This is a genomic window from Acidobacteriota bacterium (assembly GCA_020853395.1).
Classification (GTDB): Bacteria; Acidobacteriota; Vicinamibacteria; order Vicinamibacterales; family SCN-69-37; genus JADYYY01.
The window spans coordinates 1-11,745 of the sequence record JADYYY010000011.1; the positions used below are offsets into that span (position 1 = coordinate 1).

At 70.0% G+C, this 11,745-nt stretch carries 9 protein-coding genes; 7 read left to right on the forward strand and 2 right to left on the reverse strand.

The window, feature by feature from the left end; genetic code table 11:
- Window positions 1–3,716: carboxypeptidase regulatory-like domain-containing protein (locus IT184_11275; protein ID MCC7009391.1), on the reverse strand; the 3,716-nt coding region annotated here is incomplete at its 3' end.
- 175 nt (window positions 3,717–3,891) lie between these two features.
- Here IT184_11275 and IT184_11280 point away from each other — a divergent pair.
- The 4 genes from IT184_11280 (at window position 3,892) to IT184_11295 (ending at window position 7,916) form a co-directional block, all read left to right on the forward strand.
- Window positions 3,892–6,519, forward strand: coding sequence for a serine/threonine-protein kinase (locus IT184_11280; protein MCC7009392.1), 2,628 nt, complete (start codon window positions 3,892–3,894; stop codon window positions 6,517–6,519).
- The gene (locus tag IT184_11285) at window positions 6,516–7,145 is read left to right on the forward strand and encodes a winged helix-turn-helix domain-containing protein (GenBank protein MCC7009393.1); all 630 of its coding nucleotides are present in this window, start codon (window positions 6,516–6,518) and stop codon (window positions 7,143–7,145) included. Before IT184_11280 ends, IT184_11285 begins: the two co-directional genes overlap by 4 nt.
- A gap of 127 nt (window positions 7,146–7,272) precedes the next feature.
- Window positions 7,273–7,503: a type II toxin-antitoxin system prevent-host-death family antitoxin gene (locus tag IT184_11290; GenBank protein MCC7009394.1), complete on the forward strand. Its 231-nt coding sequence runs from the start codon at window positions 7,273–7,275 to the stop codon at window positions 7,501–7,503.
- On the forward strand, window positions 7,500–7,916 hold the full coding sequence (locus tag IT184_11295) for a type II toxin-antitoxin system VapC family toxin (protein ID MCC7009395.1): 417 nt from the start codon (window positions 7,500–7,502) through the stop codon (window positions 7,914–7,916). The genes IT184_11290 and IT184_11295 overlap by 4 nt, the downstream gene beginning before the upstream one ends.
- A 177-nt stretch (window positions 7,917–8,093) precedes the next feature.
- Here IT184_11295 and IT184_11300 read toward each other — a convergent pair whose 3' ends face one another.
- On the reverse strand, window positions 8,094–8,291 hold the full coding sequence (locus IT184_11300) for an AbrB/MazE/SpoVT family DNA-binding domain-containing protein (protein ID MCC7009396.1): 198 nt from the start codon (window positions 8,289–8,291) through the stop codon (window positions 8,094–8,096).
- Between the two features lie 116 nt (window positions 8,292–8,407).
- Here IT184_11300 and IT184_11305 point away from each other — a divergent pair, with 116 nt between their 5' ends.
- From IT184_11305 to IT184_11315, 3 genes are all read left to right on the forward strand, one after another.
- Complete coding sequence (locus IT184_11305; protein ID MCC7009397.1) at window positions 8,408–9,019, forward strand: hypothetical protein; 612 nt, start codon at window positions 8,408–8,410, stop codon at window positions 9,017–9,019.
- Between the two features lie 192 nt (window positions 9,020–9,211).
- Window positions 9,212–10,021 carry a c-type cytochrome gene (locus IT184_11310; GenBank protein ID MCC7009398.1) on the forward strand — a complete coding sequence of 270 codons (810 nt, stop codon included), beginning with the start codon at window positions 9,212–9,214 and terminating at the stop codon, window positions 10,019–10,021.
- The gene (locus IT184_11315; GenBank protein MCC7009399.1) at window positions 10,018–11,652 is read left to right on the forward strand and encodes a PQQ-dependent dehydrogenase, methanol/ethanol family; all 1,635 of its coding nucleotides are present in this window, start codon (window positions 10,018–10,020) and stop codon (window positions 11,650–11,652) included. Before IT184_11310 ends, IT184_11315 begins: the two co-directional genes overlap by 4 nt.
- Window positions 11,653–11,745 lie beyond the last annotated feature (93 nt).

Below are 11,745 nucleotides of genomic sequence, written 5' to 3' on the forward strand. Positions count from 1 at the left end.
AGCGTGTTGCCCAGCCGCAGCGTCAACGTCAGCCGCTGCCCGGCCGGCAGCATGCCGCCGGGCTGCAGCGCCGGATTGGTCTTCTGCAGCACGACGGGCGGACGGAACACGGCCGTGCGATAGGCCTCGTAGACGCCGCCCACCATCGGATCGCGGCGGACGATCGCGCCGTCCTCGCCCCAGTTGGCCATCCCGGCCGAGAAGTCGCCGTTGACGAGCAGGTTCGCGCTGTCGGCGCCGCCGGCCGCGGCGGGCGCGAGCGGGTCGACGCACTCGGTGCGTTCGATCGACTGGCCGGGCGCCAGGGCCAGCGACACGTTGTCGACCTTGTAGTAGTAGTCGCCGCCGTTCGGATCGATCTGCCCGGCGTAGAAGTACACGGCGGCGTTCGGCCAGGCCGTCGTCGCGTGGGCCTTCATCTGATAGGTGCGAAAGACGCCGTCGTTGGGCAGCGCGAACGTGCAGGCGGCGAAGTCGAGGCCGAAGTTGGCCGAGTTGCCGACGAGCAGCACGCGCATGACCATGACCTTGCTGGCCGTGTTGGCCAGATCGAACTGCGCGACCACCGGCGTGTCGGTCGGGACGGCGATGCCGGTGTCCTGGAACAGCAGCGCCTGGCTGACCGGCGTGCCGGCCGGCTGCGGCGTGCGGCGCAAGTTGAACGACCCGCCGGTCGTGTTCCACGTCATGTAGCTGTCGTTCGGCGCGCCGTACAGCTTCCAGCCGGTTGTGCCGGCGCCGAACGAGCCGTTCTGCACGAGGTTCGGCGCGAGGCTGAAGTCGATGCCGGCCGTGGTGGCGCCGGTGGTGACGTTCACGGGCGTGCCGGTCGTGACGTCGCACGCGGCGCACGCCAGGCCGTCGTACAGCTCGGGCACGTAGTTCAGCGATCCGATCGCGCCGGCCCGGACGACGTACGAGCCGGTCGGCACGCCGAGGACTTCGTAGTTGCCGAAGTTGTCGGTATAGCCCGACGACACGAACCCGCCGTCCGTGCGATACACCTTGACCAGCACGGCCGAGATCGGTGAGCCGGTGCTCGCATCCGTGACGGTGCCGGTCACGCGGCCGCCGCGGCCGAGCGCGAAGTCGACGCCCGAGGTGATGGCGCCGGCGACCACGTTGACGGGATCGCCCGCGGTCACGTTGAGGAGCGGCGGAACCGCGTCGCCAACCGGCGGCGTTGGAAACTCGAGGGGTTCAGGGAAGCTCTTGTCAGCGTAGAGCTCGGGCACGTAGTAGACGGAGCTCGAGCAGCCGTCGCAGAACGCGCTGACGAAGTAGACGCCCGTCGCCAGGCCGCGGATCGTGAACGTCCCGTTGCTGCCGGTGTAGGTGTACTGATCCTCGAGAAACGTGCCATCCGCGCTGAACACGTCCACTTCAACGGATGAAAGCGGCGCGTGGCTGACCGCGTCCGTGACGACGCCCGAGATCTGACCGCCCTGGGCGAGCGAGAAGTCGATCCCGGAGGTCGTGCCCCCGGCCGTGACGCTCACGGGCGCGCCGCTCGTGACCGAGCACGGCACGCACGTGACGTTGTCGAAGACCTCGTCCACGAAGTTCTGGTAGGAGGCCGCGGTCCGGATGTAGAAGGACCCGGTCGGCAAACCGGACAGCACGTAGGCGCCCGTGCCGTCGGTCGAGGCCCATCGCACGTGTGTGCCGTCGGCGGCGTACGCCTGAACAGTCACACCGCTGATGCCGCTGCCGGTGCCCGTCGCCGTCACGGTGCCGGTGATCGTGCCGCCGGTGCCGAGCGCGAAGTTGACGCCCGACATCGTCACGCCCGGCCCGGCGATCTGGATCGGCGTGCCGGTCTTCGGGTCGCAGGGGACGCACGGCTTGTCGTCGTACAGCTCGCCGATGTAGTTCATGCCCGGAGGCACTGACGCCGTCGCGAAGTACGTCCCCACCGGAAGCTGGATGACGCTCCAACTGCCGGCACCGTTCGTGATGGCGGAGTACGTGGCCTGTGTACTGGCGGAGATGACGGACATCTCCACGCCGGCGAGCGGCGCGCCGCCGTTCGCGCTCGTCACCGTCCCCGCGATGGTGCCGCCAGCCGACAAGGCGAAGTCGATGCCGCTCGTGACGGCTCCAGCGGTCACCGGAATCGGCGTGAAGGTCGACAGGTCGCACACTTCGTGTGACGGGCACGAGATGCCGTCGTAAGCCTCGTCGATGTAGTTGAGCGACGCCGAAACATTGGTGCGCGCCACGTACGAGCCGCTGGCGAGGCCCAGCACCGTGAACACCCCGCCGCTGTTCGTCGTCGCGCTTCCCGCGGACTGGCCCGCCGTCGTGTAGACGCCGACGAACACGTTGGCCAGCGGCGCGTGGGTGACGCCGTCCGTCACCTGGCCGGTAATGCTCCCGCCGGGCGTCAACGTGAAGTTGACCCCGGTGGTCGCCGCACCGGCCGTGACCGCGATCGGCGTCGCGCCCTGCAAAGAGCAGTTGGCCGGGCAGGGCAGCTCGTCGTAGAGCTCGCTGAGGTAGTTCAGCGAGCTGCCCGGTAGCGCCCGGGCGAAGTAGGTGCCCTCGGGTAAGCCCGACGCGGTGAACACGCCGGACGCATTGCTGGAGACGGCTGCAACGAAGGCATTGTCGGAGGTGTAGATCTGAACGGGCACGCCGCTGATGGGCGTTGCGGTCACCGCGTCCGTGATGGTTCCCGTGATGCTGCCGGAGGACGAGAGCGTGAAGTCGACGTTGCTGGTGATCGCGCCCGTCGTGACCGCGATGGGCGTCCCCGTCGTCACCGTGCAGGACGGAAAGCAGGCGATCTCGTTGTACAGCTCGTTGACGTAGAGCTGGGCCGCCGTGACGACGGTCGCCGCGTAGTAGGTGCCCGACGGCAGGCCGAGCACCGTGAAGACGCCGGCGCCGTTGCTCGACGCGGATTTCACTTGCGCGCCGGTGGCGTCGTAGATGCGGACGCTGATCCCCGAGATCGGCGAGCTCGTGGCCGCAGCCCGCACGGTTCCGCTCAACGTGCCGCCGCCGGCCAGGCTGAAATCGATCCCCGTGACGGCCGCGGCCGAGCCGACGGCGATGGCGGTGCCGCTCGCCAGCGAGCAGGTGAACGGGCAGTCGACGTTGTTGTACAGCTCGTCCTGGTAGTTCTGAGACGACGTCACGGCGGTGCGGGCGTAGTACGAGCCGGCGCGGAGTCCGACGGCGGCGTATGCCCCGCTGCCGTTGGTGTTGACGGTCGTGACGGTCGTGCCGGCGGGCGTGACGATTCTGACGGGGACGGCACCGAGAGGGCTGCTGGTGGCGGCGTCGACCACCGTGCCCGAGATGCTGGCGCCGGCGTCCAGGGCGAAGTCGATGCCGCCGTGCGTGACCCCTGCCGTGACGCTCACCGGCGTGCCCGCCGTCACCGAGCAGGCGGGCCCGCAGGGGATGTTGTCGTAGACCTCATCGACGAGATTCAGCCCTATGCCGTACGCGGCCGTCCGAACGAAGTAGGAGCCCGCACCGAGTGAGACGCTGTAGGTGCCGTCCGCGCCCGCCTGTGTGTTTTGAACCAGGGCGCCCGACGAGCTGTACACCCGGACCGGCGCGAGCGCGACCGGCGAGCCATCGAGCGCACGCGTGACCGTGCCGGCGATTGCGCCGTTCTGAGCCCAGGCCGGCGCCGCACACACGACCAGCGTCAAGAGCGCGTTGCGGATCGCTGACCAGGTCGTGCTAAGGGGCCCCGACACGGCTCATCCTCGATTTCCCACGTAGCGGACGCGACGTCCGGGGAGGCGCGGGCCGGCGGAGCGTAGTTCGCGCCATGCGTCCCCGTCCTTCGCGTGCGGTCAAAGACCTATCAATGACGGTTGATGTTCGGGGCCGTCTGGTCCGGCCTCAGGGTGTATCCTCGCTGCCTCGGAAATGGACATCGAGACCGGGACTCGCCTGGGCCCGTACGAGATCCTGTCACCGCTCGGTGCCGGCGGCATGGGCGTGGTCTGCCGCGCGCGCGACACCCGGCTCGATCGGGAGGTCGCGATCAAACTGGCCGCGCCGGGTCGGCTCGCCGATCCGGCCGCGCGGTCGAGATTCCAGCGCGAGATGGCGATCGCGGCCCGGCTGAGCCATCCCCGGGTCTGCACGCTCCTCGACGCGGGGGTCGAGGACGACCGGCCCTACTTCGTGATGGAGCTGGTGCACGGCCAGACGCTGGCGACGCGCCTCGACCGGTCGGCCGGCCAGGGCATTCCGCTCCACGAAGCGCTCGAGATCGCGGCGGGCCTCTGCGACGCGCTCGCCTTCGCCCACCGGCACGGCGTGGTCCACCGGGACGTCAAGCCGTCCAACGTGATGCTGACCCCCGACGGCGTGAAGCTGCTGGACTTCGGCGTCGCCCAACTCCTCGCGGCCGACGTGGTCCCCGATTCGCAGGCCGCGACCGTGCCTCAGGCGTTCATGGGCACGCCTGCGTACATGGCGCCGGAACAGATCGACGGGCGTGCGGACCAGCGCTCGGATCTGTTCGCCGTTGGTGCCGTGCTCTACGAAATGCTGACCGCCCGGCGCGCCTTCCCCGGCGCGTCTTCGTCCGAGATCCTGGGCGGCGTCGTTCGATGCTCGCCGCAGCCGCTGGCGGAGATTCGGCCGGCGCTGCCGCCGTGGGTGATCAGGATCGTCGAGCGATGCCTCCGGAAGGATCCCGACGAACGCTGGCAGGCCGCGGCCGATCTCGCCGAGGCGCTGCGGTGGGCACGCGATCCGGTCATGCTCACGGCCCTTCCGCAGGCGCAGCGACGCCAAGGGATCACCGGTCGAGCGTCCGTTGGCGTAGCCATGGCGGCCTTCGCGATCGCGGCGGCAGCCTGGTGGGTTCGAGCCCCTGGGCCGGCGCCGCGCGTGGAGTTCTACATGGACGACGTGGCGCTGCCGGACGGCGAGCGATTCCTTCCAGGCCAGAGCTCGTGGTCCAGGGACGGCCGCCGGGTGGCCGTGGTGACGCAGCCGCTCGCGGGCAGCGCGGTCGAGACGAAGATCTGGATCCGCGAGATCGGCGGGGCCCGCCCGTGGCAGTTGATCGACGGCGCCGGACCCGAGTTCGTCACCTATCCGTCCTGGTCGCCTGACGGTCGATCGCTCGCCTACTTCCGCGATCACGAGCTCGTGCGGTCTTCGCTCGCCTCGCCGGTGCCCGTCACGCTGGCCGACGCGCCCGACGGGCGAGGCACGACGTGGCTCGACAACGAGACGATCCTCTTCGCGCCCGAGGCCCAAGGCGATATCTGGCAGATCGCGGCGAAGGGCGGCACACCGTCCGTGGTGCTCCGGCGTCAGCCGGACGACCTCGGCGTGAAGTATCCGATGGCGCTGGAGGGAAGGCGATTCCTCTACTGGGCCCAGCGCTCGCGGCTGGCGGCGAGCGAGATCCGGGTGACCTCGCCGAGCCTGTCGGGTGCGAGCGTCACGATCGTGCAATCCGCCAAAGCGGGCGCATACGCCGACGGACATCTCTTCTACGTCCAAGACAACAGGATCGTCGCGCAGCCGATCGACGCCGAGACGTGGACCCTGCGCGGGGACGCGGAGCTCGTGCCGGTGGAGACCGGCCTGGGAGGCAACCTCGGTGCGCCCTTTCTCACGGCCGGCGGTGAGGTCGCCGGCGCCGAGTCCGTGCGGCGCGAGGCGCGCGAGCTGACGTGGGTGAACCGATCGGGCCAGGCACTCGCGACCGTCGGTGAGGTAGCGCCGTACCGCACGATGGCGCTGTCGCCCGACGGGCGGCGGCTCCTCGTCGAGCGCGCCGCGCCGGGGATCGATACGGCGGCCATCTGGCTCCTGGACTTGCAGAGCGGCGCGTCGCGCCGCGTGGCCACCGAGGTCGGCGCGTCGCTGCCGGTGTGGCATCCCGGGCAGGACCGCGTGGCGTTTCGAGCATCCCTCGGGCCCGGCGGCAGCGGCGCCGTCCAGGAGCAGAGCCTCGACGGGCGCACCCGCGTCCCGCTCGTCGAGGTCCTTGCCTCCGCGCGCCCCGCGGGATGGAGCGTGCACGGCGAGCTCGTGTGGTGGGCCGGCGATCCGACAGGGAAGCTCAACGGCATCTTCGTGCGCCAGGGCGACGTCGACAGACCGTACCGGCTGATTCGCATGGGCGCGGACGTGCGCAGCGTCGTGCTCCGCCCGGGCGGGAGCGCGCTGGCCTTCACCTCGAACGAGTCCGGCACGTTCGAGGTCTACGTGGACACGTTTCCTCACCCGCGCCCCGCGCCGTGGCAGATCTCGACGGGTGGGGGCAGCCTCCCGAGGTGGTCGCAGGACGGACGCGAGCTCTTCTTCGAGGCTGGCGGCGTGCTGTCCGTCATCGCGATGACCGGCCGGGACGGCGGCCCGGACGGCGCGCCGCGCCGGTTGTTCCCCCTCGAGGATGCCGATTACGACGTCCATCCCGACGGCCGGCTGCTCGTGGAGCGGCGCCGGCGGCCCGACGCGCACTACCTTCGCGTGTTCCAGCACTGGTCGAACAGGCCGGCCAGCGAACACACGGACAACCGGTGACGAGCTACCGGTTCGGACAGTTTCGTCTGGTCCCCGACCAGCGCCTCCTCGAGCGTGCCGGGATGCCGATTGCGCTCACGCCGCGGGCCCTCGACCTGCTCGTGATGCTCGTGCGGCATCGCGCACGCGTCATCACGAAGGACGAGATGCTCGCCGTGGTCTGGCCGGGGCGCGAGGTCGAGGAGGGCAACATCGCTCAGCAGATCCATCTGCTGCGACGCGCCCTCGCCGATGCCGGCGAATGCGTCGTCACCGTTCCGAAGCACGGCTACCGGTTCGCGGCCGAGGTCACGGAGTGCTCGGAGAGCCCACGACACGCGGGCATCACCCAGCACGCGCTCCTGTGGGACGGCCGCGCGTTCCTGCTGCCGGAGGGATCGACGGTCGTCGGTCGGGCAGACGACGTGGACGTGCAGTTGCTGTTGCCGTCCGTGTCGCGCCGGCACGCGCAGATCGACGTGCGGGGGCTCGACGCCACGGTGCGAGACCTCGAGAGCACGCACGGCACCTGGCGCGGCGTGACGCGGGTGCAGGGCGCCGTGCCGCTCGTCAGCGGCGACGAGGTCCGGCTCGGATCGGCCCTGCTGGTCTATCGCTTCACTCGGCCCGACGACACGACGGTGTGACGGCGCGACCGCGGCTGTCGCGAGACCCTCCCGGTGCGTTTCGAGCGCCGGCGAGCGCGGGCCCTGTCGCCGGACAGCCCGGCGGCAGATGCTTGCCGGCCGATGACTGGTCACCTAGACTGGTCACATGTCGGTCCCTGCCGCCGAGTTCAAGGCCCGCTGTCTCGCGCTCATCGATCAGGTACACGAACGGGGCGAGCCGATCACCATCACCAAACGCGGGCGCGTCGTCGCCGCCCTCGTGCCCGCCGGGGCCGTCGAGGAGCGGCCGTGGGAGCGTCTGCGCGGCAAAGCGCGGTGGCACGGCGACCCGTTCGCGCCGGTCGTCCCGGACGATGAGATCGATGCCATCCGATGAGCGTGCTGCTCGACACGCACGCGTGGATTTGGTGGGTGGATCAGGACAGACGACTGGGCACTGCGGCCATCGCCGCGCTGGACGGGCTCCCGCGAACCGAGCGCCCCTGCCTGTGCGACATCAGCCTGTGGGAAGTCGGCATGCTCGTCGCCGCCGGGCGCCTCGGCCTCGATGTGCCGCTCGCGGACTGGCTGGCCGCTGCGGCGCATCCGCGCTCGGTGCGCCTGATGCCGATCACGCCCGCCATCGCGGCTGGTGTCGCGGCGCTGCCCGCCCCGTTCCAGCGGGATCCGGCCGACCGGCTGATCGTCGCGACGGCCCGCGCGCACGCGCTCCCCGTGCTCACGCACGATCGGCGCATTCTCGCGTCCCGGCTCGTGAAGCGCTGGCGCCCTGCTCGCTCACGACGATGAGCGCGGCGGCCTGAGACTGGCGCGCGCGGAGGGCGTGCGGCTTGCGGCTTATGGCTTGACGCATACGGCGCCATCGAGGATGCGGGGCGGCGTGGGCGATCAGCGAACCTTGAGCCATTCGGGCTCGCGGCCGTGTTTCGCCATCCGCTATCTGGCCAGCTCGCGCAGCGCGTTGCGCTACGTCTTCGCGGCGCTGGCCGCGATGCGCATGGCGCGTTCAGCGTCCGGGTCGTACGGGGTGAGCAGAATGCCTCGGTTGGTCTCGACGGCCAGCACCCGGTCCCCGGCCTCGAGCCGCAACCGGTCGGCCATGTCCTTGGGCAGCGTCGCGCTCACCGAACCGCCGGCCTGACGCAGCGTGACTTCCTTGGCCATGGAGCGTGCGGTAGCACGATTGTGCTACGGCGCTCACGGCTCACGGCGTACGGCGTCGTCGAGGATTCTTGCGCTGCGCGCGGTGTTCGCATTACCGTTCGCCACACGGAGGACCCGTGTCCACATTTCCCATGTTCGCTCGCCGCTCCCATCGTCACGCCCTCGTTCTGGCCGGGCTGTTCGCGATCGCCAGCGTCGGCTCGCTGGCCGCGCAGCGTTCGGAAGGGATCGACTACCGCGTGCTCTCCACGTCGAAGACGTCCACGCTGGAGAAGGAGATGAACGACGCGGCGCAGGCGGGCTTCCGCTTCGAAGCCGTGATGGGCGGCGAGACCGGGATCGGCGGCAAGGAAGTCGTCGCGATCATGAGCCGCGCCGCCGCGCCGCACGATCGCTACGAGTACCGGCTGCTCGCGACGAACAAGACGTCCACGATGCAGAAGGAGCTGCAGCAGGCGGCCGAGCTCGGGTTCGAGTATCGCGGCCAGACGGTCTTCGAGTCGATGTTCGGCGGCAAGGAAGTCACGTGCATCCTCGAGCGCAACGTCGATCGTCGGGGCATGCCCGCGTACCAGTACAAGCTGCTGGCCACGACCAAGACGTCGACCATGCAGAAGGAGCTGCAGGCGGCCGGCGCCGACGGGTTCGAAATCGTCGGCATGACGATCGGCAAGACCGCCATGAGCGGCAACGAGCTGGTCACGATCGTGCGACGCCGCGCGCGCTGACGGTCGGCGAGCGCGGGGCCTGTCGCCGGACAGCTCCACGTGGTGCTCGGCACGATGCGCGTGATCGCGGGCGTCGCCTGCGCGCCACGAGGGGCGGCCCCGTCCGGCGCCACCCGCGCCGCACCCGTAAGCTCTGAGCCGCAAGCCCGCATGAGCCCGCCCCGTCGGCGGACGACGATGTAAAGTGACGGCATGACAAGACATGGGCTGCCGGGCCTCGCGGCCCTGCTGGTCGGCCTCGCGGCGGTCACCGGCCGCGGCACCGGCGCCGCGCCGCAAACGGTGGATCCCGCCAAGCTCGACACCGGGGCGCGGATCTACGGATCGTTGTGTACCACCTGTCACGGGCCCGACGGCGATGCCATCCCTGCCGTCAACCTGAAGACCGGCCAGTACAAGCGCGAGCTCACCGACCTCGACTTGATGACCGTCATCTCGAAGGGCGTGCCCGGCACGGCGATGCCGGCCAACAACCTCAGCAACAACGAGCTCTTCGCGCTGATCGCGTACCTGCACGTCATGAAGGACTACGGCGCGCGGCGCGTCGTGCTCGGCGATGCGGGACGCGGCCGCGCGATCTTCGAGGGCAAGGCCCAGTGCCTGTCGTGCCATCGGGTGAACCAGCAGGGGGCGTATCTCGGCCCGGACCTGACCACCGCCGGCGCCTCGTTCTCGGCCGCGATGTTCCAGGACACGCTCCTGGATCCGAGCTCGACCGCGAAGCCGGGCAACCGGACGATCCGCGCGGTGACGAAGACCGGCGAGGTCGTCACCGGCCGCCGGCTGAACGAGGACACCTGGAGCGTGCAGATCATGGACAGCCGCGAACGGCTCGTGTCGCTCTGGAAGCCGGACCTGAAGGAGTACGCGATCCTCGGCTCGCCGATGCCGTCCTACAAGGACTCGCTGTCGGCCGAGGAGCGGTCGGATCTGATTGCGTATCTGGTGACCCTGACGCCGCCGCCGGCCGCGCAGGGACGCGGACGAGGAGCGGCGCGATGAGGCGACGGACACTGGTGATCCTGCTCGGCGTGCTGGCCCTGGCCGGCGCGGCCCTCGACGCGCAAGTGGGCTGGGATCGGCTGAGGAACGCGCGGCGCGAGCCGCAGAACTGGATGACCTACTCGGGCACCCTCGACGGCTGGCGGCACAGCTCGCTCACGCAGATCACGCCGGCCAACGCCAAGGACCTCGAGATGAAGTGGGTCTTCCAGGCCGACTCCACCGAGAAGCTCGAGTCCTCGCCGCTCGTCGTCGACGGCGTGATGTACGTGACGCAGCCGCCGAACGACATCATCGCGCTCGACGCCAAGACCGGGCGCGTGTTCTGGATCTACCAGTACCAGGTCGCGCCCGACGCGCGCGTGTGCTGCGGCCGCATCAACCGCGGCCTGGCGATCCTCGGCAACACGCTGTTCATGGGCACGATCGATGCGCATCTCGTGGCGGTCGACGCGAAGAACGGCCGCCTCCTCTGGAACACGAAGATCGCGACCGCCGCGGACGGCTACGCCATCGCCATGGCGCCGCTCGTCGTCAAGGACAAGGTCATCGTCGGGACGGCCGGCGGCGAGCAGGGCATCATCGGCTTCGTCGCGGCGTTCGACGCGAAGACCGGCAAGGAAGCCTGGCGCTTCAACACGATCCCGGGTCCGGGTGAGCCGGGGCACGAGACGTGGCCGGGCGACACCTGGGAGCACGGCGCGGGCTCGCTCTGGGTGACCGGCACGTACGATCCCGATCTCAACCTCACGTACTGGGGCGTGGGCAATCCCGGACCCGACTGGAATCCCGACGTCCGCAAAGGCGACAACCTCTACACCTGCTCGGCGCTCGCGCTCGATCCCGACACCGGCGAGCTGAAGTGGCATTTCCAGTTCACGCCGAACGACGGCATGGACTGGGACTCGGCGCAGGTGCCCGTGCTCGTGGACATGACGTGGGACGGCGCGCCGCGCAAGCTGATGCTCTGGGCCAACCGCAACGGCTTCTTCTACGTGCTCGATCGCGTCACCGGCCGCTTCGTGCGCGGGGCGCCGTTCGTGCGGCAGAACTGGGCCGCGGGGCTCGACGAGAACGGCCGGCCCATCCGTCTCATCAACACCAGGGTCTCGGCCGAAGGCGTCCTGACGTACCCGAACGCGCAGGGCGGCACCAACTGGTTCTCGCCGTCGTGGAGCCCGCGCACCGGGCTCTTCTACGTCGGCGCGTGGAAGGAGGCGTCGGCGCTCGCCTCGTCGGTGCCGGTGGAGTTCGTCCCGGGCCGCGGGTACACCGGCGGATCGCCGTCGACGAAGATGCCCAACATCCGGCGGCCGACGATCAACACCTGGACCGAGCAGGCCGGCCACGGCGAGATCCTCGCGCTCGATCCTCGCACCGGGAAAGAGAAGTGGGCGTTCGTGATGCACGACGTCACCGACGCCGGCATCCTGACGACGGCGAGCGACGTGCTGTTCTCGGGCAGCCGCGAAGGCTACTTCATGGCGCTCGACGCGCGCACCGGCGCCGTGCTCTGGAAGGCGCTGACGAGCGGCCAGATCTCGTCCGGCCCGATCAGCTACGAGGTCGACGGCAAGCAGTACGTCGCGATCTCCGCCTACCACGCGGTCTTCGCCTTCGGCCTGCGGTGACGGGCCCTGATCGTCAGGACGCGGCCCGCCGCGCGAGCCAGGGCGTGCGCTGAACCCCGGCCGGCGGCGTCTTCGAACGTCCGTCACGCTGAT

Bases quoted from the DNA above. Each gene is read 5' to 3' on its own strand.
- IT184_11300 (MCC7009396.1), bottom strand. From the start codon at position 8,291: ATGGCCAAGGAAGTCACGCTGCGTCAGGCCGGCGGTTCGGTGAGCGCG.
- IT184_11290 (MCC7009394.1), top strand. From the start codon at position 7,273: ATGTCGGTCCCTGCCGCCGAGTTCAAGGCCCGCTGTCTCGCGCTCATC.
- IT184_11280 (MCC7009392.1), top strand. From the start codon at position 3,892: ATGGACATCGAGACCGGGACTCGCCTGGGCCCGTACGAGATCCTGTCA.
- IT184_11295 (MCC7009395.1), top strand. From the start codon at position 7,500: ATGAGCGTGCTGCTCGACACGCACGCGTGGATTTGGTGGGTGGATCAG.
- IT184_11315 (MCC7009399.1), top strand. From the start codon at position 10,018: ATGAGGCGACGGACACTGGTGATCCTGCTCGGCGTGCTGGCCCTGGCC.
- IT184_11310 (MCC7009398.1), top strand. From the start codon at position 9,212: ATGACAAGACATGGGCTGCCGGGCCTCGCGGCCCTGCTGGTCGGCCTC.